Genomic DNA, 24344 nt, shown 5'->3' with positions numbered 1-24344 from the left:
TTTAGCTAAAAAATGATAAAAAATTGCTTTTTGCCTATATAAAGCTATATACTCTTGTTTCTATTTCTAAAGGCAACTATCATTTTATAAATCAAATAAAATATAATGAATTTTAAAATTAATTGAATAATCAAATAAAAACCAAAACCATCTATTGTCAATTCAAAAAGATTCAAATTGTGAGCTAAAAGATTAAAAGACAAATCATCTGTAATAAAAAGATAGATGCAAATAGTAAGATATAGTGTAAAAATAAAAAATTGCTCTTTTTTCATATAAATAAAATTATAAATGCTATACCAAATTAAAAGAACTATCATAATGGCTATGAGTAATTCTTTTTGAATACTACTTGGCATATACACAACAAATTTTTTTGATACATCAATAAACTTATATTCTAAAACTGTAGAGAATAGTTCAATTAACAAAATCCAGTTTAATGCTAATAGCCAATTTTTACCGTTATTTGAGGTAATTAAATCAAATTTCTCTTTTATTTTTTGGTATAGATTTGTGTTATGAGTTTGTTCTTGCATATTTTCTTCTTATAATGAGTGTTTGTGTAAACATAAACTTTATTATATCAAAAGTACCTCTTAAATTAGCCTTGCTTCAAGGCTAAAATAAATTATTTTCTTCTTGTATTTTGTCTTATTGAGATTATTAATTGGTATATTAGATATGCGATTGTGATTTTGTAAATCATTGTACTAAAGTTTAATTCTGAAAATTCTGTCATTATTGAAAATGGATTTAAATTATTTGAAAATGTTTGTAATGTAAAATCTTTTGATAAATATACATAGAAAATATAAAATAATCCAGTAAGAAAAAATTTATTCATTTTTTTATAGTTAATAATCAAAATACTTGTATATATAACAAATAAGTAAATAAAAGTATCTGTTAAAATATATTCTAATTTTGTATCAAGTAGTTTATTTACACAAGACATAAATGAATATCCAAATGAAAATGATAAAATCCAAAATAGGGATAAAACCCAATCTTGGGAATGATTAGAAGATAATCCATGAATTTTAAAAACTAGCCATTCAAAAAAGTTTTTACCTTCTTCTCTATCTTGTTTTAACTCTTCTTCTCTTTCTTTCATTTCCAAAGCATAAAATTTATTTGCTTCTATTATGTTGTTTTGTTGTTCAAAAGAGTCTTTTATTATTCTTGCTGTTTCACGGTTTACAACTTCTGTTTTTAATTTATAAAAATTCTTTTGTTTATAAAATATAGTTTTTGTGAGATCTAATTTATCATTAATAATTGATTCATTAAAAAAAGCTTCTTCTGAAAACTCTACATGGTCTAATTCAATTTTCTTATTCACTTTTGTTTCAATAAAAGAAAAGATAAATTCAAAATCTACATTTTTTAATATAAATTTTTCTATCTCACAATTTTCAAATTTTATAGTATTTTTTATATCTACATTCGCAAGTCTTAATTCTTGGAATTTACATCCAATGAAAGAAGTAATTTTTTTCTTCTTTTTAGAAATTGTGAATTTATTTTTAAATACACAATTATTAAATTCCAATTTTCGGTTAAGGTTAGATAATGATATATCACTATTAAAGATGCAATCATCAAACTTATGTTTCTTTTTTTCTTCTAGAATTTTGGTTAATCGTATATTATTTATTGTTTGTTTTTCTTCCATAAATCTCTTTTGTTGATTATTTTAAATTAGATTATACATTTCTTATTCTTTGAGGATTCTACTTTTCTTTTTAGTAAAGAAAAGTTAGCAAAAGAAAAGCGTTCGCAGGGATTCAAAATAGCTAAAAAATCTATACAAATTCTAAAATTTGAAAACTTGACTTCGTACCTCAGTCTTCAAACAAATCAAATTTCTTTACGAATTTATATAGATTTTTCTTAACGCTATTTTGAAAATGCTCACATTTTGTACGCCAATATTTCTTTGTTTATAGAGAAAAAAATTGTTGAAACTTTGATGATTTAAATGAGCAGGAATTTGTATCGATTTGTATTTTTGGGATTAGATTTTTTGATTGAGAAGCATTAAGAAATTTAAACTGTTTGAGACGGAGGTACGGAGTCGAGTTTTTAAATTTTAGTGACGATTGAAAAAAATCCCCAAAAGTACATTTTTCGATACGCTTTTCTTTTTGCTTACTTTTTCTTTACTAAAAAGAAAAAGTAAGAAGCATCACAACAAACAAATCCACAATATCCATCGTAAAACTAATCAATAAAAAAAGGAGAGAGTCAAAAAACTCTCTCCTTTATAAAAACATAAATTTTAATTTGTTAAAAACTACCTATTTTTAAATCGTACCTTGCTCATACATAGCTCTATTTCTAGCTTTTTCTTTAGCAATTTTTAATTTTTCAGCCTCTTTAGCTTTGAAATCTTCAATTGAGAATTTTAATTGAACTAAGAAACTTGAAGCTACGAAAATTGATGAATATGTTCCTACAATTACTCCAACAAACAGAGTAAATGAGAATCCGTAAATAATCTCTCCACCAAAAAACAATAATGTTGCAACAACGAATAACACTGTTAAAGATGTAAGTGTTGTTCTTGATAAAGTTTTAGTAACTGAAATATTTATAACATTTTCTAAAAGAGTATCTTTCGTTGATTGTAAATTCTCTCTAATTCTATCAAATACAATAATTGTATCATTAATCGAATATCCAAGAAGTGTTAAAATTGCAGCTAAGATATCTAAGTTAACTTCTACATTAAATAAACTTACAGCTCCCATAGCAATTGTAGCATCATGAAGTAAAGCCAAAATTGAAGCTACTGCAAATCTCCACTCAAATCTATAAGAAACATAAATTAGCATTGCAATTAAAGAAAAGAATAAAGCTTTTAGACCTTTTTCTCTTAATTCTCCACCAACCTTTGGCCCAACCATGTCAACTCTTCTAATCTCAAACTTTCCAGTTGGAGCTAAAATTACATTCATTTCATCACCAATATCATTTGTTAAATTTGAAGTACTTCCTGTAATTCTAATAACAACTTCATTTGATGTTCCGAATTCACTGATTACTGCATTTGAATATTTTGTCTCTTTTAAAATATCTCTTAATTGATCAATTGGGGCTGCTTTTTCATATTTTACTTGAACAATTGTACCACCAGCAAAATCAATTCCAAAATTTAAACCTTTTGTTAAAAGCAAAATGATTGATGCAATAACAAGGATAGAAGAGAAACTTAAAAAAGCAACTCTTTTAGCCATTAAATCATAAATGTTTTCTGTTTTAAAAATTTCCATTAATTAACTCCAAACCATTTTTTTAGATTTTTATCTCTAGTTATTTTAGGTAATAGTGCTTCATACATACCATGTGTTCCTAAAATTGCAGTTAACATTGAAGTTAAGATACCTATAGAAATAGTAATTGCGAACCCTTTAATTGGTCCTGTTCCATAAGCATATAAAATCATTGCAGCTAATAAAGTTGTAATATTTGAATCTATAATAGCTCTCATTGCATTTGAATATCCATCTTCTAAAGCTTTTGCAACAGATGCACCCTCATGTAATACTTCTCTAATTCTTTCAGTGATAATTACATTTGAATCAACAGCCATACCAATAGTAAGTACGATTCCAGCCATTCCAGGAAGTGTCAAAGTTGCCCCAAACATAGCCATTACCGCAATAATAATAAATATATTTGCTACAAGTGCAATATTTGCAACTATTCCTGCTCGTCTATAATAAATAATCATAAAAACAAATACCAATGCAAAACCAGAAACTAAAGCAATAGAAGAAGCTTTTATAGAATCAGCTCCCAAAGATGGGCCAACACTTCTTTTTTCAAGTAATGTTACAGTTGCAGGTAATGCACCACTTCTTAAAGCAATTGCAACATTTCCAGCTTCTTGAACTGTAAATCCACCTGAAATTTGTCCACTTCCACCACCAATTCTCTCTCTGATATTTGGTGCTGAATAAACTTTTCCATCTAAAACTACAGCTAATCTTTTACCAACATTTTTTGATGTAAATTCACCAAAAATTCTAGCACCAGTTGAATTTAGTGTAAAATTAATAATCGCTTGATTTGATTGGTCAAAAGCAACTTGAGCATCTATTACTTGAGATCCATTTAAAATTGGAATCTCTTTTACTAAATATTTAATTTTAGAATTTTTTGTATCTTCTAAAATAATATCCCCATAAGCAGCAGCTTGAGAAGAAGTCATTGTATACACTTGGTCATTTTTATCTTCATTAACTGCCATTAATTCAAGATTTGCAGGTTTTGAAATAAGTTCACGTGCAGCTTTTTCATCTTCAGCTGTTTTAATTCCAGGAAGCTCTACAACAATATCTGTATCACCTTGTCTTAAAACAGAAGGTTCTGATAAACCAAATTGGTCAAGTCTATTTCTAATAGTCTCAACTGCTTGAACAACTGCTAAATCTTTTGTTTTAGCTATATCTTCAGCTGTTAATTTTAAAGTATATTTTAATTCATCTCTTGAAATCGCTAAACCTTTTATTTTGTTTAACATTTCATCCATTTTCGAAACTTCATCTTTATCAAGTAATGTAAAAATTACACTATCATTATCAATTGAAAGTCCATCTATTAATAATTCTTCATCATCTGAAAAATATTTTACTGAAGTTGCAATTGTTTTGATTTTTGAAGTTACTGCTTCTTGTGTATTAACACCTAAAAGCATATGTAATCCACCTTGAAGATCAAGTCCTAGGGCTATTTTTTTTCCTGTATCAGTTTGCAATAAAGATGGGATTGAGAAAACAATACCAAAAATAATACTTAATGCAAAAATTATAAGTCTATAATTAAAGATTTTCAATTCTTTTTCCTTAAATTAGGTATGAAATTTGAAGTTATAAGATATGTAAAGTTTACATATCTTAAAATTTTGAAAATATTAGTTTTCTAAAAGCTTAGCAACAAACTCTTTCATAAGTTTCATTTCAGTGTTATCACTGTTTTTTACTACAAAATAAGTTTCTTCAACTTTTGCAACCTCTACTATTAAGCCACCATTTGTTACAATTTTGTCACCTTTTTTTAAATTACTAACCATATCTTTATGAGCTTTCGCTTGTTTTTGTTGTGGTCTGATAATCAAAAAGTAAAAAATCGCAAACAATGCAACTAGAGGTAGCAATGAGCTTATTAAATCTGTATTCATCAAATTTCCTTTTAAAAAGTAGTTTATTATGTTTTTTCTAAAACGCGATTATTCTAACAAAAACTTCATAATAAAAGGCTTCATCAGCTCTATTTTATTAAGTTCTTTCATATATTTGAGTTATTTTAATATTGAATTTAAAATTTTAAATACAATTTTAGGACTTTCTGCTTTATATTTTTTACTAATTATTCCTAAAAAAGCTCTATTAATAAGTGGTTTTTTAACAGGGGTTTTGTGGTGTTGGTGGATGGCTGTTAGCCTTCAGTATTATGATTTAGTTTATTTAACACCTGTTATTTTAATCTTTATTGGTATCGTTTATGCAATAATTTTTTATCTTTTTGCTTTTTTTGATAGATTAACTTTTAGAATATTAGCAATTTTTGCATTTACATTTTTTGCACCTTTTGGTTTTAATTGGATGAAATTTGAACTTTTATTTGTTGATTCATATATTGGTATTAGTAAACTTGATTTTTTTCTTGTATTAGTAACTTTTTATTTTGTAATTAAACTAAAAAGATTTAAAGTATTAGCAATTATTCCTCTTTTATTTACTTTAAATCTACCAAAAGGTGAATATATTCAAAATCCTATTGCAAAAATCTATATGCCACAAATGAATGTAAATCAAAATTTGAGATGGGATAAAAATTATAAAGCAACTCTTGATGAACAAAATTTTGAACAAATTAATAATGGTATAAATTTACAAAAAGATTTAGTTGTTTTGCCAGAAACTGCCTTTACAACTGTTTTAAATAGAAATGAATTACTTCTGGAAAGATTAAAAGAACTGTCATACAAAATTGATATTATAACAGGGGCTTTACTGGTTGAAGATAATCAAATTTATAATGCCTCTTACCATTTTAGTAAAGGTGAAATCCGAATAGCTAAAAAAGTAGTTCTTGTTCCTTTTGGAGAAGAAATTCCTTTTCCTAAGTTTATTGTAGATTTTATAAATAAGATTTTTTATAATGGAGCGCAAGATTATTCAAAAGCTAGTGCGCCAACTGATTTTATAATCAAAGGTGAGAAATTTAGAAATGCCATTTGTTATGAAGCAACTACAGATAAAATATTTGAAAACTTAGGTGATACAAAATTTATGATTGTTATTTCAAATAATGCTTGGTTTACGCCTTCAATTGAGCCAACTTTACAAGATATTCTTTTAAAATATTACTCAAGAAAATATAATATTAATATCTTCCATGTGGTAAATGGAACTGATAATAAAATTTATCGACCATAAATATCAGAGTTAAAAATAGTAAGAAATTCCTATTTTAACTCTTTCTTTATCTTTTTCATACAAATCATCATTTATATATTTTATATTTAAAGCAGAATTTTCTTCTAATTTATAAGTTAAAAATAGTTCAACTTGATTATTTTCTAAGTCTTTATTGTATTTATCATAAGAGTAAGATGCTCCTAGTTTAAAATCTTCAAATCTATTTGTAATAAACCCTAAAGTTGAACCAGCTGAATATAGTTGATCACTATCTTTATAATAAATATTTGAGCCAATCATCATATAAATAAAATCTTTTTCATCTCCAAAAGTAAGACCCATTTCTGGTTTTATTTTTAGATAATCACTTTGATCTTTAAAATGCTCATATCCTAAATCAATTCCCCATGATAATGGTTTAAAAAACATATCTCGTGGAGCTAGTGATTTTATTTTTAGTAGAGTAAATCTATCTAGTTTTATATTTTTATCTTTTTCTTTTTTTATACCTAAATCAAAAAAATCAATATAAGCTCCAGCTAAATATCCATCACTAATATCATAAATATCGTTGTAAACTGGTTTTAAACTTAATTCAAAACTATCACTTGAATCATAAGAGATAGAAATTCTTGCAGAATCGTGAGAATATAATGGATTAAAAGGAGTTTTTATCTCATAATTTGAAGCACTATTATAAGCACTCCTTTGTTTTAATAATTTTAAATATTTTTCTAAATACTCTTTTTTATCATAATCATTATTTGCTCTTTGATATTGTAAATAAGAGATTTTAAAATCTAGATAAGAGATTTTATCTTCTTGGCTTAGATTTTCATTTAAGGGTTCATCTTTATCTACAAAAGCTTTTAGATACTCTTTGTTTTGTATTTTTTCTTCTAAAATATTTTTCATCTTTTTCATACTTGAATAACGATAATTTGATGATTTTATTAAATCATATGGTTTTAAAATTTTTATAGAATCCAAAGGAACTGTTTTAAAAGTGAAATGGCTAACTAAATCTAAATCATCTCTTGCAACTTCTAATAACCATAAAATATTATAAGAACAATTCTCTTTAAAAAAGAAATAATCTGAATATGAATCTTTTAATTCGTAAGCGTGTAATACTAATCTATTTACCTCTTCTTGATTTAAATTTAAATCATATTCCCAAATATCCCTTTGCTCAAGATTGTTATACTCTTTTATTTTTTCATAATATGGCAAAATTGAATATCTTCCCTCATACTTTCCAAACAAACCCTTATACGCAAAAATCAATCCATTTGTATCATCTGTTTTTGCTGCATAATTAACTGCATTTGAAATTAAAGGTGTATCATCATTTGATGAAACTCTCAAAAATGTATGCCCATACATTGAAGCAGGAGAATTTATGTGAGCTGTTGGGAAAACCATAGTTACATGTTTTGCATTCATTGCGTTTAGATATTCATCTAATTGTGCACAAGAGTATTGAATTATATTTTTTTCAAGTTGAGGAATATTTTCTTTTAACCAATTAACTCTTAGTGGAAATCTGCATAAAATATCATTTTTACCATTTTCTAAAGAATTTATAGTTTCAAATAACTCTTTTTTTAAATCAGTTTTTCCATCTTTTGATATAAAAAAGTTATCTGAATCTACTTCACTTTTTCCATTTCTATAATGTAGAAGTTTTGCCCAGTAAGGATTTTCATAAAGCTTTGTTTGTTCAATAAAAGTGTTTGTAGATGAAGATGCAAAACAAGAAGTAAAAAATAGAAAAGTAAGTAAAAAATACTTACTTTTTCTATTAAAAAAATTACATATATTTAGCAATTGAATCAATAACAGTTGCAGAAGTTACATTTTCACTTGAATAAATACTAGTGAAATTTGCTTGTAATTTTGAAGAAAATGCAGCGTTATCTTCAACATTCATAAGTTTTGCAACAGTAGCTAGTGTTTCACCGTGACCTGCTGAAATATCTAATGCTAATTCATCCATATTTTCAGAAACAAATCTATTTAATTTGTCATTAGATACATAGTTATTTGGTTTAGAACAATTAGATGTTCCACTTGTAATTCCAAAAGTTTGACTTCCTGAAGTTCCATTTGTAGTTGCTGCTAATACTTGTAATGCTACAGTATCTTGTTTTTTAATTATTAGTGAACCTAACCCACAACCTGTGTTGTCATTTGCATAGATTGATGTTGTTAATCCAATAACAGCTACTAAACTTAAAATTTTTTTCATATTTTCTCCTTAAAAGTTTGATTTATTCTATTGTAATTGATTTAAATAAGACTTAAATAGCAGTGAAATAAATAATTATTTTAGTATTTTTCTTTAATTTTATTAATAATGAACTCTTTTTCTAAGTTATCATCTAATTGTAAATCAAATGCAAACTCTAAAATCTCTTTAAATTTTTTAGATGGTTTAAAACCTAAAGCTATTAAATCTCTTCCTTGAATTAAAGGTTCTATTGCTTTATTTTCTATATTTAACTCTTTTGCTTTTTCTAAAAGCCAAGAAGTTGCCTTTGGACATTTCTCTTTATCTAAAATAGTTCTTCCTAAACAATCTGCCAAACAAACTAAACACAAATCTTCAATATTTACCTTTAAAGATAATCTTTTTATTGCTTTTAATGATGATTCCGCTAAATATAGTTGAAAAGGTGCTAAATGATTTTTCACTAAAGAACAAACTATCTCTATAAATTTTTTTTCATTTGTTAGTTTTGATAAAAAAGAAATTGTTGGCTCTATTCCTAAAGATTCGTGTTTGTGAGAAGTTATTTTTCCATTTATCTCTTGAGTACAAAAAGGTTTTCCTAAATCATGACAAAGTATTGCATAAAATAAATATAACTTTCTATATTCATTTTCTATATTTTCTTCTTTTAAAATTCTAGCCATTTCATCAATACACATCATCGTATGAATCCAAACATCACCCTCAGGATGATATTCTTTATCTTGAATACAATTTATCAAAACTTCTAATTCAGGAAAATATTTTAAAATTCCTAACTCACGCATTAGTTCAAAAGCAATTGAGGGTTTTGATGATTTTAAAAAGAGTTTTTTAAACTCTTCATAAATTCTCTCTTTTGGTAAATACTCTAATTCATTGCTTAAAACTATTTGTTTACAAAGTTCTTTAGTTTTTTCTTCTAGTTTAAAATTAAATCTACTAGCAAACCCCACAGCCCTATAAACGCGTAAACTATCTTCAATAAAAGTCTTATCATTTATATGTTTTATAGTTTTATTTTTTAAATCATTTATTCCATCAAAGGGGTCTAAAAACTCTTTTTGTGAAAAATCATATCCTATTGCATTTATAGTAAAATCTCTTCTTAAAGCGGCCTCTTTGAAGCTTAGTTTGGCATTTGTTGTTATTTCAAAGTCTTGGTGTGAGTTTCCAACTTTTTTTTCACTTCTTGGAAGTGCAAAATCAAAATCATACTCATCAACGCTAAGAGTTAATACTCCAAATGATTTTCCAACTAATTTAACAGAACCATATTTTTGTAGGCATTTTTCAATTGTTTCAAAGCAGTCTATTCCAAAGATTTCTACATCGTAATCTTTTACTGGAATATTTAAAAAGTGATCTCTTACACTTCCACCTACTAAAATTGGAATTGCACCAATTTTTTGTAGGTCATTTAAAATCTCTTCTAAAATAGAAGGTAGATTAAATTTTATTATAGTGGTGTACATCTTGTTGAGGATATGGAATTGAAATACCCTCTTTATCAAATGTAATTTTTATTGATTCAGTTAAAGCAAATTTCACATCCCAATAATCAGGAGTTTTAACCCAAGCTCTAACTACAAAATTTACTGATGAATCAGCTAATTCTGAAACTGCAACAGTAATACCTTTTTCAACTAAAACTTTTTCATTTGAAGTTATGATTGAATTTAAAACATCTTTTGCTTTTTTAATATCATCTCCATAACCAATACCAACAATTAAATCAACTCTTCTTGTATCAAAAGCATTTACATTTGTGATTGTTCCACTTGTGATTGATCCATTTGGAACAATAATTTTTTGATTATCACCTGTTATAAAAACAGAATTAAAAATACCAACTTCACTCACAGTTCCAGTAACTCCACCAGCTGTAACAAAGTCTCCTACTTTTAAAGGTTTAAATAAAATAATCATAACACCTGAAGCAAAATTCCCTAAAGAATCTTTTAAAGCTAAACCAATAGCAAGACCAGCAGCTCCTAGAATTGCTAAAAATGAAGTTGTTTCAACTCCTAGTTTTCCTAATGATGTTAAAAGAACAACAATCATCAAAGCGTAATAAACGATATTCTCTAAAAATTTAATTAGAGTTTCATCCATTCCTTTTACTTTTCTTAAAACTTTCCCGAATAGTCCAACTATTTTATTAACAGCCCATTTACCAATAACAAAAATTAATAAAGCCATTAATAATGAAAAAGTATAACTGCTAATAATTTCAACAATATTATCTGGAATATATGAAGTTATACTTTTTGTTATACCATCTATGTTTTTTTCTAACTCTTTTTCCAAATTTTCTCCTATTATTTAATTAATTCAATTATTGTAGAAACTACATCTTCTATTTTTACATCTGTTTTTTCTAAAGTTTTTCTATCTACAACTTCTACAAAACCATCAACTAATTTTTTACCAATTACAACAGCATAAGGAAAACCAATTAGTTCAAAATCTCCCATTTTAAAACCAAATCTAGCATTTATTCTATCATCTAAAAGTACTTGAACTCCAGCTGCTTTTAAATCTTCATAGATTTTTTCACCAGCACTTGCTTCTTCTTCTTTTTTAGAGTTTGAAACTATAATATCAACCATAAAAGGTGCAGTCTCTTTTGTCCATAGACAACCTTTTTCATCATGGTTTTGCTCAATTACAGCCGCTACTAATCTTGAAACTCCAATTCCATAACATCCCATAACAAAAGGTTTTGCTTTTCCATTTTCATCTAAAAAGTTCGCATTCATAGCTTGTGAATATTTTGTTCCTAATTGGAAAATATGTCCAGCTTCAATTCCTTTTGTATAAGATAATTTTCCACCACAACAAGCACAAATATCACCCTCTTGAACAGCAACTAAATCAGCATAATTTAATTCTAAAACAGTTAAATCAACACCTTTTAAATGGTAATTTTCTTCATTTGCTCCACAAACTAAATTATTTTCCCCTTGTAGTTCATTATCAACTACAACTTTTACATTTTTAGGTAAATCAATAATTCCACAATATCCAGCAACTAAACCAGCATCTTTTAAATCATCTTCATTTGCATCAGCTAATTCTAAAGCAGCAACTGAATTACAAGCTTTAGTCTCTTCTAATTCATCACAACCTCTTACAAAGAAAACTACTATTTGAGTTTTATCTTCATAAACAGCTTTTTTGATTACAGCTTTCATAGAGTAATAAGAATCAGCATTTAAAAAACTGCTAACTTCGTCTATTGTTTTACAATTTGGAGTTTCGATTTTTTCAATTTTAATTGTTTCTAGTTTCTCTTTTGTTACAGCTTTTCTAGTTGCTGCTTCAATATTAGCTCCATAATCACAAGAATCACATACAACAATTGTATCTTCACCTGAATCTGCTATTACATGGAACTCTTTAGAACCACTTCCACCAATTGCACCACTATCAGCAGCAACAACTCTAAAATTTAAACCAAGTCTTGTATAAACCTTTTTATAAGTCTCTTCCATAAGATTAAATTCTCTTACTAAATCTTCAGCTGAAGAGTGAAAAGAATATCCATCTTTCATTAAAAATTCTCTACCTCTCATAAGACCAAATCTAGGTCTTGCTTCATCTCTAAATTTTGTATTAATTTGATAAAGATGAATTGGTAAATCTTTATATGAAGTAATTCTATTTTTAACCATATTTACAACAGCTTCTTCATTTGTAGGAGATAAAACAAAATTTGTATTTTTTCTATCTTTAAATCTTAAAAGCTCATTTCCCATAGTATTTGCTCGTCCTGATTCTTCCCAAAGAGATAAAGGAGTTACAAAACCAAATTGAACTTCATTTGCTCCTGCTTTATCCATTTCATCTTTTACAACAGCTCTAATTTTATCTAAAACAATTTTTCCCATAGGCATAAAATCATAAATTCCAGCTCCTGTTTGAGCAATAAATCCAGCTCTTAATAAAAATTGATGTGATGGTAATGTCGCATCATTTGGTGTTTCTTTAGTTGTTGGGATAAACATTTTACTAAATTTCATTGATTATTTTCCTATTTTAATTTTTTGTTAGATGGTCACATTTGTATTTTTTTGGTATGTTTGATTCTTTATTTAATGCAAACATATTTTGAACAGTTGAAACAACTAAATCACACTCCATATTTTTTGAAATATCTTTTAATTGTTTTGATGGATTATGTAAATATTCTGTGATTACAGTTTGACAAAGTTTTCTAATATTTTCTTCTTCCTCTGCTCTTATATAACCTTTTTTTATTGCATTTTTAACTTTTTTATCGATGATTGTTTCACCTTTTAGATAAAGATTTTTTACTACAGGTTCAATCTCTAAAGATTTTAACCACTCAAAAAATTCCATTGACATTCGACTCACAATTGAATAAGCCATTTTTGCTTGTTCCGCTCGTAAACTCATATTTTCATTTACAATATCTTGTAAATCATCAACAGTGAAAACTTCCAATCCACTCAATGAAATATTTTCATCAATATCTCTTGGAACTGCAATATCAAACCAATATCTATTAATTAAACTACTTGGAGCATTCTCTTTTGTAATAATTGGATATGGAGCTGAAGTTGCTGTTATCATAACTGGAATTTGTGCTAATAAATTTGTTAATTCACTATATGGTTTAACATCAACTTTTACTTCTTGTGCTTTAGCACTCTCTTCGAGAAAAGTACTAGCTAAATTTTGAGCTTTTTTTATATCACGACTTGTAAGAACGACATCAAAACCAGATGAAATCAAGTGTTTGATAGTTAATTCACTCATCTCACCGGCACCAATTACAAGTGCTTTTACACCTTTTGTATTTCCAATAATTTCTTTAGCTTTTGCAACTGCTGTTGAAGCCACAGAAACTGAACCAGTTCCTAAACTTGTAGCATTTCTAACATTTGCAGCACATTTAAAAGCATAATGCATAACTCTTGTTATATTTGTTGAACAATGTCCTTTTGCTTGAGAAAATCTAAAAGCATCTTTTAACTGTCCAACAATTTGTGTTTCACCAATAACTAAAGAATCCAAAGCAGACGCAACTGAAAAAAGATGATGAACGGCTCCATCATTATCGTAAATATCAGCTCTATCATATAAAGTATCAAAATCTAAACCTGAATATGCAGATAGTTTTTCTATAATATTTTTAGCACTATTTTTTACATTTGAAGATCTGGTAACTATTTCAACTCTATTACAAGTTGATAAAACTACAGCCTCTTTTGTATGTTCATTTTCTAATATTTGTCTTAAATATCTATCTTTATCTTCTTCGCCGTTAAAAGCCAGTTTTTCTCTCATTTTTATATCAATATTTTTGTGAGAAAAACTAATTACTAAATAACTCATCTAAAACTCTCTTTCTATCATAGCTTTCATAATCATCACAAGAGTTTGACTATCTTTTTCATCAATTACTGCATTTATAGCTTCGTTTCCAATAGCTTTAGCTTGTAAAATTGAATCGTTTAGAGCATTTGTAATATTCATTTGCTCTTTTATCCAAGAACTCTCATCTTGAGTCAACTCTTTTTTATATAAAGATTCTAATTTTGTTTTATCTTCAATTCTTTCATGAAGTAATAAATATGGAATTGTAACTTTGCCCTCAATATAATCATGCATTGCTGGTTTTCCAAGAGTTGCACTATCTTGAGTAATATCTAAAATATCATCTATCATTTGAAAAGCAAGTCCAAGATTTTTACCATATAAGGCATATTTATCAACATCTAGTCCTGCTAAGATTGCAGCTGCTTTTGCTGATGCTTCTATTAAAGAAGCTGTTTTTTTATAAATCATATCAAGGTATAAATCATAAGATTTGTTAAAACTATTTGTTAAATCAACATCTATCATTTCACCAATACTAAGAAGTGTTACAGCATTTGAAATTGTATAAGCAACCTTTTTATCCATTTGAGAAAGTTCTGTAAATGCACGTGAGTATAAAATATCTCCAAACATAATAGAAGTTTTATTATCATAAAGTGCATTAACTGAAGGCTGACCACGTCTTGTATCTGCATCATCAATTACATCATCATGCAAAAGAGAAGCTGCATGAATCATCTCAACAACAGCACAAAGTTTAATACTCTCTTCATTTATTCCAGCAATTTTCAAAATAAGTTTAGAACGTAACATTTTTCCAGTTGCTAACATATCTAAAAGTTCTAAACTTTTTTTGTCATTACAAACTTCTACAAATTTTTTTATTTGTTCTTTTACTTGTTGTAACTCTTCCACTTTTTGACCTTATGAATCTAATCTACAGATTATTTCACCTGTAAATTCAACATAAAGACCTTTTTTCATAGCTTTTACTTTTTCATAGTTTTCTAAAGTATATTCTTTGATAAATTCATTAATATCAAAATTTTCACCTTTATCTTCACTAATAATCATTTCTAAAACAGCTAATTTCTCAATTATTTTATCAGTCTCTTCTTCAACTATTTCTTTTGAAGCTTGTCTTGAAACATCAAAAAATTTAGATTTTGGGCTTCCCATAAAAATATCATCTTCATCTTCACTAAACCAATCGCCAAACATTGACATATTTATCTCCTTTTAAATCGTTCCTCTTTAAAAGGGAACCTATTTCATTTAATTTCTACTTTTTTAACAGGATTTGTAAAAAATCCTTAAAAAGTAGCAAAAACCTAAAGGGCTTTAAGAATAAAGCCTATTCATATCTATTTTTCTAATCTAACTCTAACAGCTTTTGCGTGAGCTGTTAATCCTTCTGTATCTGCTAATAAAGCACACGCTTCACCCAATTCATTTATTGCATTTTTTGAAAAATTAATAATTGAGCTTTTTTTCATAAAATTTTCTACATTTAAAGGGCTATAAAATTTAGCTGTACTTCCAGTTGGAAGTGTATGATTTGGACCAGCTAAATAATCACCTATTGGTTCAGGAGTATTTTCACCTAAGAAAATTGCACCTGCATGTTTAATAAATGGTAATAATTCAAATGGATTTTTTGTCATAACTTCTAAGTGTTCAGGAGCAATTTCATTCATTAATTCAAGTGCTTCTTCCATTGAAGAGGCAACTATAATTGCACCTCTATCTTCAATTGATTTTCTAGCAATTGTTTCTCTACTTAAATTTTTCAAATACTCTTCAACTTCATTACTTGTAAGTTGCGCAACCTCTTCACAAGTTGTAATCATAATTGAACTTGCCATTTCATCATGTTCAGCTTGAGATAATAAATCAATTGCTAAATAGTGAGGTTTTGCTGTTTCATCTGCAAGTATTCCAATCTCACTTGGACCTGCAATCATATCAATATTTACTTCACCAAATACAAGTTTTTTTGCAGTTGCTACAAAAATATTTCCAGGACCTGTAATAACATCAACTTTTGGAATAGTTTGAGTTCCATAAGCCATTGCAGCAATCGCTGAAGCTCCTCCTACTTTATAAGCTTTTTTAATTCCACATAAGTGACAGGCAGCTAATAAAAGTTCATTTACTTCATTATCAGGAGTTGGAGTACAAACAACTATCTCTTTTACACCAGCTACGATTGCTGGAATTGCATTCATTAAAAGTGAGCTTGGATATGCAGCTTTTCCACCTGGAATATAAAGTCCAGCTCTATCAACAGGAGTTACTTTTTGTCCAAGGATTGTTCCATTTGACTCGAAATCTATCCATGATTTTGGAAGTTGTTTCTCATGATAAGTTTTGATTCTATTATAAGCTATATGTAAAGCATCTCTTAATTTTTCATCAATATTGTCATAAGCTTTTTTCATATCATCTGGATTTATCATTAAATCAACATCTGATTTAACTTCCCATTTATCAAATTTTTCAATATGTCTTTTTAAAGCTGTGTTTCCTTCTTGAACAATTTCATCAATAATATTCATAACAATTGTTGAAACACCTTTGATGTCACTTTTAGCTCGAGCTAAAATTCCATCAAATTCTGATTTAAAATTTACATCTTTTGTATTAATTATTTTCATTATATTTGTCCTAAAATCTCTTTTACAATATCTTTTATATCTTTATTTTCAACATCAACTATAATTTTTGCAACTTTTTCATACTCTTTTGCTCTTAAATTATAAAGTTTCATTGCCTCTTCCATATTTTGTAAAAGTGGTCTTTTTTTCAATTTATTTGCAGCATTTGGGGCAGCGTTAATTCGGTCTAAGATACCTTGAAATGATGATTTTAGATAAACAACTTTTCCTATTTTGTTTATATTTTCTTGCTTATAAAATCCACCACCTGTTGAAATAATTGTGTTATTTACACTCTTTTCCAACCACAAAGCAGTCTTTTCTTCTAAGGCTCTAAAATATGGTTCACCCTCAACTTCAAAGATTTTTTTGATGCTTCTGTTTTCCATACTTTCGATTAAATCATCAGTATCAATAGCAAACATATTTGATTTTTTAACCAAAGCACGAGCTACTGTACCCTTACCAACACCCATAAAACCTATTAATATTATATTGTTCTTTTTCATAGTTTGGGATTATATCTAAAGTTATGTAAATTTTGATATATAAACTTATTGTGTTAGCTTTAATTAGGCTCTTTTTGGATATGATTAACCCTCAATTTCTCTCGAAAAATAGGACAAAAATGAGCTTAATTAAGTTAATTTCACCACTAGAAGATTCTACAAATTTTGATCTAACACTGCAAGAAGTTTTAGACTTAATGATTAAAAATCGAACCAAACATTTTATTTTGTTAAAACAAAAAAAAGCGATTGGAATTATTACAGAAAGAGACATTCTATTTTTGTATGCAAAACACATAGATTTAAATCAAAAAGCAATTAATTATGCTAATAAAAAATTAATTACATCTAAACAAAATAGAGAGATAAATTATGTTTTGGGATTAATGCTAAATCACAATATTAGAAGAGTTCTTATTTTAGATAAAGAAGATAATTATTTGGGTTCAATCATTCAAGAAAAAATTATTTTTGAATTTGAGCAGGATTTATTTAAGACAAATATTAAAGTTAAAGAGTTAATAAAAAATAATTCAAAAGCCTTTTTTGTACAAAAAGAATCAAATATTCAAACTGTAATAAATTTAATGAGTGAAAGGAATATCGGTTCTATATTGATATTTGATAAAGAAAATCCTATTGGAATTTTAACAGAAAGTGATGTTATAAATCTTGCGCAAAAGCACATTGATACAACGTTAAATATTCAACAATTCATGCATAAAAATATCATAAGTTTTGAAAAAGAAGAGTTGTTATTTGATGTAGTAAATAAAATGAAACAAGAAGATATAAGAAGAGCTGTTATTTTTGATAAAACAAATCTTGAATATTTTATGATTACTTCAAAAGATATTCTAAATAATATAAAAGGGAATTACAATTTATTTTTAGAATCAAAACTTAAAGATGTAAAAAATACTTTTAATTCTCTAAATGAAGCAGTTATTGAGCTTTTTGATGATGATGAAGAACAAATAATTTATTGGTTCAACCAAAAAGCTGCAAAATTATTTGATATTAAAATTGATAATGATATCACAACTATTATTCCTGCTTTAAAATGGGAAGAAATTTATAGAAAAATCAAATTTAATGATTTTAAAGAAAATGAAATAATTGAAATTAACAATAATTTATTTCAATTGACAATTTTAAATACTGTTTTATTGGACAATTCAATCATTAAACTTCTATTTACAAATATCTCTGAAATTTCAAATAAAAATAAACAAATTGAAAATAAATTCAAATTTTTATATGAAGAAGCACCTTATCCTTATCAATCATTAAATGAAAAAGGAATTATTTGTAATGTAAATAAAAAATGGCTTGAAGTTACAGGTTATGAAAAAGATGAAGTAATAGGCCAAAAATTTATAAATTTTACGCAAGAGCCTTATGAATATTTAAAAGAAAAATTTCAAATAATTTTAAGTGGTACACATATAGAACACGAACGCATAAAAATGAAAAAAAAGAATAATGATATTTTTATTGCAAGTTTTACAGGAAATATATCTAATATTAATGATGAAATAAGAACTCACTGCATTTTTAAAGATATTACAGAAGAAGAAAAAATAGAAAAAAAATTAAAATTATCTGATATTGTATTTGAAAATACCACTGAAGGAATCATAATAACAGATGAAAATAATGAAATTATTTCTGTAAATGGAGCCTTTACAAATATTACAGGTTATACTTTTGAAGAGATTAAAAATAAAAGCCCGAAAATATTAAAATCTGGAAGACATGATAGTGAATTTTATAGTAAATTATGGTTTGAATTACAAACAAATGGTTCTTGGAAAGGTGAAATCTGGAATCGTAAAAAAAGTGGAGAAATTTATCCAGAATGGCTAAATCTGAGCATTGTAAAAGATTCTAATGGAAAAATATTAAATTATGTAGCATTATTTTCGGATATTTCAAAAATCAAAAAATCAAATGAAAAAATAGAATATTTAGCACATCATGATCCACTTACAAATCTGCCAAATAGATTATTGTTAAAAGCAAGATTAGATAAATCTATTGATAAAAGTATTGATTTAAAACAAAAATTAGCAATTTTGTTTATTGATATTGATAACTTTAAACTTATAAATGACTCTTATGGACACTCTATTGGAGATAAAATTATCAATTTAGTTGCTCAAAGATTACAAAAAAATATAAGAAAAAATGACACTATTTCAAGAATTGGTGGTGATGAATTTATCATTGTAATTGAAGACATAATTGAACAAAAAAATATTGAGAAAATAGCCAAAAGTATTTTACATGATTTTATGGAGCCATTAAAATTAGAACAATATCTATTTGATACAACAATTAGTATTGGAATTTCTTTGTTTCCAGATAATGGATTAAATGTTGAAGAGTTAATCAAACAAGCAGATACCGCAATGTACAGTGCAAAAAATGCAGGAAAAAATCAATATCATTTTTACAAGAAAAAGATGACCAGTGAAATTTTTGAAAAAATTTTAATGAAACAACAAATAAGTGAAGCTTTGAGGAATAATGAATTTGAAGTTTATTATCAACCACAAATAGATATAAAAACAAACAAAATAATTGCGGCTGAAGCACTTTTAAGATGGAATCATAAAAGTTTAGGAATCATATCTCCAAGTGAGTTTATCCCACATGCAGAAGAAACTAAATTAATTATTCCTTTAGGTGATTTTGTATTAAAAACTGCTACAACCTTTATGAAAAAACTACAAGAAGAGAATTTATTAATAGATGGAATTATTGCTGTAAATATTTCAACTATTCAATTAAAACATAGTGATATTTTTAAAACCGTACTTAATAATTTGGAAATTTCACAACTAGATGCTAAATTTTTAGAAGTAGAATTAACAGAAACTTTTATTATGGAAAATGTTGAAGAATCTAAAAAAATTTTAAAAAATCTAAAAAAATTAGGTATTAAATTGTCAATTGATGACTTTGGAACGGGATATTCATCTTTGAGTTATCTAAAACAATTTCCAATTGATAAGTTAAAAATTGATAAATCATTTATAGATGAGATACCAAATAGTTCAAAAGACATAGCAATAACTAGAACTATTATTACTTTAGCCAAACAATTAGGAATAAAAGTTATAGCAGAAGGTGTTGAAAAAATTGAACAAAAGGATTTTCTAGAATTAGAAAATTGTGATGAGATTCAAGGTTGGATTTATTCTAAAGCCTTAAAAGAGGAAGAATTTATTAAATTTATCCAAAACTTTAAATAATATTGTCTTCATCTTTTTTAAAAAAAGTTATATGAAAGATTGCACCAATATAACTTTTCTCTTTATACAAATAGTTTTCGTTAAAAACACTAATAGATCCTTTCATATGTTTTTCAATAATCTCTTTTGACATATAAAGACCTATTCCTGTACCTTTTGATTTGACTTTTGTAGTGAAATATGGGTCAAATACTTTATCAATAATCTTTTCATCAATTCCACCTGCGTTATCTTTTATAATAACTACAATTTCATCATCAGTAACTTTTGTATCAATAAATATGTATCTTTTTTCTAACTCTTTTTTTTCAAACTCATCTTTTGAATTATTTAAGATATTTATAATTACTTGTAAAAATTCATTTTCTACACCAAAAATATGTACATCGTCAATATCCTTAATTAACTGAATACTTTTTAAGTTTAATTGTGGTTCAAGTAAATCAGAAACTTTTTCAAATATAGTTCTTAAACTAAAATTACTAGCCTCTTTTTCTGGATTGAAATAATCTCTAAAATCATCAATCGTTTGAGATAAATATTTTGTTGTTGTAGCTATTGTATTCATTGATTTAATCACATCTTCTTTATTAACTTCAGAATACTCATATTGGATTTTAATTCCCGTTGAAATTGTTGAAATTGCGCTTAATGGCTGTCTCCATTGATGAGCTATATTTTCAAGCATTTCACCCATTGCTGCCATTTTTGATTGTTGAGCTAACATCGTATCTTTTTGTCTATCTTTTTTTATATGTGCTAAAACTTGTTGTTTATACTTATAAAATCTTTTTTCTAATTTTTTTGAAATATAAAATGATATAAATAAAAACATACCAGTAAGTAATAAACTAATTAAAAGTAAATTTATCAAATTCATTTTAAATTTATCTTTTATATTTTCTTGTTTTATTAAAATCTGTTTTTCAAATTCATCAGTATAAAATCCACTTGCAATTGCCCAATTCCAATCATCAAAACCTTTTACATAAGTTATTTTTTCAGAAGGAAGTCTTGTTTGTGGCTTAATTGTTCCAATATATTTTAAATATCCTTCTTTATCATCTTTAGCAATATTTATAATCTCTTTTGTAATCATAACTCCATTTTTATCTTTTAAATTTACTCTATTTAAACCTATGTAAGATTTTTCTATATGACTTAAATAAATACCATTTTCATCAATAATAAATATATATCCATTTTTACCATATTTAATGCTAGAAATATAAGATAAAATTTTTTCTTTTGTTATATTTTCAAAGTCATCTAAATATTCGCCACTTCCTATAATAAAGTTATATGGTTCAAAAACTTTATTAAAAGTAATTTTTTTATATTTTGCGTTTAAGTCATCTGGCTTATTCCAATAAAGTGTTGTGAAATATTCATTTGATTTTTTTGCATTTTCTATTGCATCTTTTAGAATAAAATTCCCTGAACTATCTTTATATTCTAAAATTAATTTATTTTCAAGTTCAGGATTAATTGGATGCATAATATTAATACCATTTATATTACAAATATAAAAATATCCTCTATTATCATTGAATCTTATTGCTCTTAAAGAATCTTTAATTCTATTAATAACTTGTTCTTTAGTCTCTTTATTTTTATACTTTTCATAAATATAAGTACTTAAAGAATAAGCTTCATTTACTCTTTCTTTTAGATTATTTTTTAATTCTTCTTCACTATTTAATTTTTCATGGGAAATATAGTTATAAATTTTTTCAACTTCATTTTTTATTATTTCTCTATTTTTTTCCAAGTAGTCAGATTTTAAAGTTTCTAAATCTTGTTTTAAAGTTATATTTTTCTCAACAGTTATAAGTATAGTGACAATTAAACAAACTAGACCAACAATTAAAGCAGGAGTATATTTAATAAGTTTTATAAGTTTTATTTCTTTTTTTGATAACATTTGCAGATGTTATCTTATTTTTCATTAAAATTTAAATAAATATTTTATTTATCATATTTAAATTTATATCTCTCTAACATTGAGATATTGCCGATTAATCCGCCTTGATGGATATAAAGAAAAATATTATTTTTATCATTTAAAGAGTTTCGATATTTTTCAAAACAAATCCAACCTAAATTATCATAAAGAAAATCAAATTCTATATTTGTTTGTTTTTTAAGTTCTTTATGTATTTCATAAAACTCTTTATAAAGTTTCCCAAAATGATACTTTTTTTCTCTTTGTATAATTGTGGGATGATTATCTTTTTCAAGAACTAAAAACTGCTTCTTTAAATAATCTTCATCTCCAACACAAGCACAAGTTAATACTTCAAAAGGAAGATATTTTTGTAAATAAAGAGCAGTTGTTCCTGTGCCACTGGGTAAAAAAATTTTTAGATTTTCTATTTTATTTTCTATTGCCCAAGTTTTTATCTCATTTGCTAAAATTTCAATTCCTAAACTTGCTTCTTTTAGTGCTCCACCTTCACTTATAAATAAAGTCTCTTCATCAAAATAAGTTGGTAACTCATTTTCTATTATATTCATTTTATTTTCAAGTGCATATTTATAATTACCAAGAGGATTTTCTTTCAGATATGAAGCAATATGATCAACATAATAATCAAACTTTAAACCTTTTAACTTACATAAAACAGATAATGAATACATTGCATTTGATTGAGCTGAGCCAAAAGAAACAATCTTTTTTATATTTGGGAAATCATTGATTAAATAGTAATAAAACTTTCTAGCTTTATTTCCTGAAAAATCAGGATTTAATAAATCGTCTCTTTTTACAAAATATTTTTGATTGTTAAAAGTGATTTTTTGAATTGGGGAATTTGTATAGTTCATAAAAAATTGTACCATCTATTAACAAAAATTTTGTACAATATCAAAAAATAATTGGGGTTTACATGGATTTAATGAGTTATATTGATAAGGGTGGAATTATTGTTTATATTTTAATTATATTAAATGTAATTGGATTTACTATTATTTTATGGAAATTTTTTACACTTCCAAGAAAAAATGCAATGATTAATAAGATAAAAAATAAAGTAACTGTTAATTCATCAATTTTATCTCAAATTGAATATGAAGTAAAAAAACTAGAATCTGGTTTAACTATCATTAAAAATATTGCAACTATTGCTCCTCTTTTAGGACTCTTAGGAACAGTAATTGGAGTTTATAAATCATTTGAAGCTATAACTCAAAATGGTTTAGGCGATCCTACAATCTTCTCAAATGGAATTTCTATAGCTTTGATTACAACAATTGCTGGTTTAATTGTAGCTATTCCTCATCAAATTGCTTACAATCATTTTATTTCAATGATTGATGGAATTGAATTAAAAGCTAAAAAAGAGCTAGTTGGGCAAGATTAACATGAAAAGAAGAGAATCTTTAGGTTTAGATTTAACACCTGTTATTGATGTTGTTTTTATTCTTTTAATCTTTTTTATCGTAACTTCTGTTTTTAAAAAAGAAGAATTAGCCTTAATTCTGAATTTACCAACAGCAAACGCAAAAGAAATGAAAATTGATGAAGAACAAATTTTCATTGAACTTAGTCAAAATAAATTAGCAATAAAAGGTATTGAAGTATCATTCGCTTCTTTAGAAGATAATTTAAAAGCTATAAAAAACAAAGAGAAAGCTGTTATAGTAAGGATTGATAAGAAAGTAGAATATGAAAGAGTAGTAAAAGTTTTAGATTTATTACAAAAATATAATCTTACAAATCTAGCCCTAGTTACAAATCAAGAACTTAAAAACTAGTCAAAGAAAAAGAATTTAACAAATTTCTAACAAAAAAGTACATTTTCTTTTTTTTGTGCTATAATGTCTGCATTGAAAGATGGTTTAGGGTTCATCTATAGTTTATGTTTTTCTTGTAACGCTAGTTT

General features: G+C 26.2%; 21 protein-coding genes. 4 read left to right on the top strand and 17 right to left on the bottom strand.

What is annotated here, in order from left to right; all coding sequences use genetic code 11:
* Positions 1–44 precede the first annotated feature (44 nt).
* The 5 genes from AVENP_RS02835 to yajC all read right to left on the bottom strand — a co-directional run bounded on the left by AVENP_RS02835 (position 45) and on the right by yajC (position 5191).
* Positions 45–539 carry a hypothetical protein gene (locus AVENP_RS02835; RefSeq protein WP_128357706.1) on the bottom strand — a complete coding sequence of 165 codons (495 nt, stop codon included), beginning with the start codon at positions 537–539 and terminating at the stop codon, positions 45–47.
* A gap of 92 nt (positions 540–631) precedes the next feature.
* Positions 632–1678, bottom strand: coding sequence for a hypothetical protein (locus AVENP_RS02830; RefSeq protein ID WP_128357707.1), 1047 nt, complete (start codon positions 1676–1678; stop codon positions 632–634).
* 631 nt (positions 1679–2309) lie between these two features.
* A complete protein-coding gene (secF, locus tag AVENP_RS02825; RefSeq protein ID WP_128357708.1) occupies positions 2310–3278 on the bottom strand; it encodes a protein translocase subunit SecF in 969 nt (322 codons plus the stop codon).
* A complete protein-coding gene (gene secD, locus AVENP_RS02820) occupies positions 3278–4843 on the bottom strand; it encodes a protein translocase subunit SecD (protein ID WP_128357709.1) in 1566 nt (521 codons plus the stop codon). The genes secF and secD overlap by 1 nt, the downstream gene beginning before the upstream one ends.
* A gap of 78 nt (positions 4844–4921) precedes the next feature.
* Positions 4922–5191 carry a preprotein translocase subunit YajC gene (gene yajC / locus AVENP_RS02815; protein ID WP_430385354.1) on the bottom strand — a complete coding sequence of 90 codons (270 nt, stop codon included), beginning with the start codon at positions 5189–5191 and terminating at the stop codon, positions 4922–4924.
* A gap of 25 nt (positions 5192–5216) precedes the next feature.
* Between yajC and AVENP_RS02810 the strand changes: the two genes are divergently transcribed.
* Complete coding sequence (locus tag AVENP_RS02810; RefSeq protein WP_128357711.1) at positions 5217–6449, top strand: apolipoprotein N-acyltransferase; 1233 nt, start codon at positions 5217–5219, stop codon at positions 6447–6449.
* Positions 6450–6458: 9 nt separating this feature from the next.
* Here AVENP_RS02810 and AVENP_RS02805 read toward each other — a convergent pair whose 3' ends face one another.
* The 10 genes from AVENP_RS02805 to AVENP_RS02760 form a co-directional block, all read right to left on the bottom strand.
* Entirely contained in the window at positions 6459–8261 is a 1803-nt protein-coding gene (locus AVENP_RS02805; RefSeq protein ID WP_128357712.1) for an Lnb N-terminal periplasmic domain-containing protein, read from the bottom strand.
* Positions 8245–8682, bottom strand: coding sequence for a DUF3015 family protein (locus tag AVENP_RS02800; protein WP_128357713.1), 438 nt, complete (start codon positions 8680–8682; stop codon positions 8245–8247). Before AVENP_RS02800 ends, AVENP_RS02805 begins: the two co-directional genes overlap by 17 nt.
* Positions 8683–8762: 80 nt before the next feature.
* Positions 8763–10160, bottom strand: a complete 1398-nt coding sequence (locus AVENP_RS02795) for a CCA tRNA nucleotidyltransferase (RefSeq protein WP_128357714.1) — start codon at positions 10158–10160, stop codon at positions 8763–8765.
* Positions 10135–10995, bottom strand: a complete 861-nt coding sequence (locus AVENP_RS02790) for a mechanosensitive ion channel family protein (RefSeq protein WP_128357715.1) — start codon at positions 10993–10995, stop codon at positions 10135–10137. Before AVENP_RS02790 ends, AVENP_RS02795 begins: the two co-directional genes overlap by 26 nt.
* Positions 10996–11006: 11 nt before the next feature.
* A complete protein-coding gene (locus AVENP_RS02785) occupies positions 11007–12710 on the bottom strand; it encodes a proline--tRNA ligase (RefSeq protein ID WP_128357716.1) in 1704 nt (567 codons plus the stop codon).
* 16 nt (positions 12711–12726) lie between these two features.
* Positions 12727–14049, bottom strand: a complete 1323-nt coding sequence (gene hemA / locus AVENP_RS02780) for a glutamyl-tRNA reductase (RefSeq protein WP_128357717.1) — start codon at positions 14047–14049, stop codon at positions 12727–12729.
* Positions 14050–14949, bottom strand: coding sequence for a polyprenyl synthetase family protein (locus tag AVENP_RS02775; protein WP_128357718.1), 900 nt, complete (start codon positions 14947–14949; stop codon positions 14050–14052). It abuts the gene before it with no gap.
* 9 nt (positions 14950–14958) lie between these two features.
* A complete protein-coding gene (locus AVENP_RS02770; RefSeq protein WP_128357719.1) occupies positions 14959–15261 on the bottom strand; it encodes a DUF2018 family protein in 303 nt (100 codons plus the stop codon).
* Positions 15262–15398: 137 nt separating this feature from the next.
* Positions 15399–16691: a histidinol dehydrogenase gene (gene hisD, locus AVENP_RS02765; RefSeq protein WP_128357720.1), complete on the bottom strand. Its 1293-nt coding sequence runs from the start codon at positions 16689–16691 to the stop codon at positions 15399–15401.
* Positions 16691–17200 carry a shikimate kinase gene (locus tag AVENP_RS02760; protein WP_430385353.1) on the bottom strand — a complete coding sequence of 170 codons (510 nt, stop codon included), beginning with the start codon at positions 17198–17200 and terminating at the stop codon, positions 16691–16693. Before AVENP_RS02760 ends, hisD begins: the two co-directional genes overlap by 1 nt.
* A gap of 119 nt (positions 17201–17319) precedes the next feature.
* On the opposite strand from AVENP_RS02760, the gene AVENP_RS02755 reads away from it, so the two are divergent.
* A complete protein-coding gene (locus AVENP_RS02755; protein WP_172664198.1) occupies positions 17320–20460 on the top strand; it encodes an EAL domain-containing protein in 3141 nt (1046 codons plus the stop codon).
* Here the strand turns inward: AVENP_RS02755 and AVENP_RS02750 are convergent.
* Together AVENP_RS02750 and AVENP_RS02745 are read right to left on the bottom strand one after the other, a co-directional pair.
* The gene (locus AVENP_RS02750; protein WP_128357723.1) at positions 20453–22384 is read right to left on the bottom strand and encodes a sensor histidine kinase; all 1932 of its coding nucleotides are present in this window, start codon (positions 22382–22384) and stop codon (positions 20453–20455) included. The genes AVENP_RS02755 and AVENP_RS02750 overlap by 8 nt on opposite strands.
* A 44-nt stretch (positions 22385–22428) precedes the next feature.
* Positions 22429–23286 (bottom strand): 1-aminocyclopropane-1-carboxylate deaminase, encoded by an 858-nt coding sequence (locus tag AVENP_RS02745; RefSeq protein ID WP_128357724.1) that lies wholly within the window; start codon positions 23284–23286, stop codon positions 22429–22431.
* 62 nt (positions 23287–23348) lie between these two features.
* Here AVENP_RS02745 and AVENP_RS02740 point away from each other — a divergent pair, with 62 nt between their 5' ends.
* Together AVENP_RS02740 and AVENP_RS02735 are read left to right on the top strand one after the other, a co-directional pair.
* On the top strand, positions 23349–23822 hold the full coding sequence (locus AVENP_RS02740) for a MotA/TolQ/ExbB proton channel family protein (protein ID WP_128357725.1): 474 nt from the start codon (positions 23349–23351) through the stop codon (positions 23820–23822).
* A gap of 1 nt (position 23823) precedes the next feature.
* Positions 23824–24216 carry an ExbD/TolR family protein gene (locus tag AVENP_RS02735; RefSeq protein WP_128357726.1) on the top strand — a complete coding sequence of 131 codons (393 nt, stop codon included), beginning with the start codon at positions 23824–23826 and terminating at the stop codon, positions 24214–24216.
* Positions 24217–24344: the final 128 nt, after the last annotated feature.

This window comes from Arcobacter venerupis, from assembly GCF_013201665.1.
GTDB lineage: Bacteria > Campylobacterota > Campylobacteria > Campylobacterales > Arcobacteraceae > Aliarcobacter > Aliarcobacter venerupis.
Note: the sequence above shows the minus strand (reverse complement) of the source record. Positions and strands in the feature narration are given on the sequence as shown.

Excerpts from the sequence above, each read along its gene's own strand:
- AVENP_RS02755 (WP_172664198.1), top strand. The coding sequence starts at position 17,320 with ATGAGCTTAATTAAGTTAATTTCACCACTAGAAGATTCTACAAATTTT.
- AVENP_RS02795 (WP_128357714.1), bottom strand. The coding sequence starts at position 10,160 with ATGTACACCACTATAATAAAATTTAATCTACCTTCTATTTTAGAAGAG.
- AVENP_RS02785 (WP_128357716.1), bottom strand. The coding sequence starts at position 12,710 with ATGAAATTTAGTAAAATGTTTATCCCAACAACTAAAGAAACACCAAAT.
- hisD (WP_128357720.1), bottom strand. The coding sequence starts at position 16,691 with ATGAAAATAATTAATACAAAAGATGTAAATTTTAAATCAGAATTTGAT.
- secF (WP_128357708.1), bottom strand. The coding sequence starts at position 3,278 with ATGGAAATTTTTAAAACAGAAAACATTTATGATTTAATGGCTAAAAGA.
- AVENP_RS02745 (WP_128357724.1), bottom strand. The coding sequence starts at position 23,286 with ATGAACTATACAAATTCCCCAATTCAAAAAATCACTTTTAACAATCAA.
- AVENP_RS02800 (WP_128357713.1), bottom strand. The coding sequence starts at position 8,682 with ATGAAAAAAATTTTAAGTTTAGTAGCTGTTATTGGATTAACAACATCA.
- hemA (WP_128357717.1), bottom strand. The coding sequence starts at position 14,049 with ATGAGTTATTTAGTAATTAGTTTTTCTCACAAAAATATTGATATAAAA.
- AVENP_RS02830 (WP_128357707.1), bottom strand. The coding sequence starts at position 1,678 with ATGGAAGAAAAACAAACAATAAATAATATACGATTAACCAAAATTCTA.
- AVENP_RS02735 (WP_128357726.1), top strand. The coding sequence starts at position 23,824 with ATGAAAAGAAGAGAATCTTTAGGTTTAGATTTAACACCTGTTATTGAT.
- AVENP_RS02770 (WP_128357719.1), bottom strand. The coding sequence starts at position 15,261 with ATGTCAATGTTTGGCGATTGGTTTAGTGAAGATGAAGATGATATTTTT.
- AVENP_RS02760 (WP_430385353.1), bottom strand. The coding sequence starts at position 17,200 with ATGAAAAAGAACAATATAATATTAATAGGTTTTATGGGTGTTGGTAAG.
- AVENP_RS02740 (WP_128357725.1), top strand. The coding sequence starts at position 23,349 with ATGGATTTAATGAGTTATATTGATAAGGGTGGAATTATTGTTTATATT.
- AVENP_RS02750 (WP_128357723.1), bottom strand. The coding sequence starts at position 22,384 with ATGTTATCAAAAAAAGAAATAAAACTTATAAAACTTATTAAATATACT.
- AVENP_RS02835 (WP_128357706.1), bottom strand. The coding sequence starts at position 539 with ATGCAAGAACAAACTCATAACACAAATCTATACCAAAAAATAAAAGAG.
- AVENP_RS02810 (WP_128357711.1), top strand. The coding sequence starts at position 5,217 with ATGTTTTTTCTAAAACGCGATTATTCTAACAAAAACTTCATAATAAAA.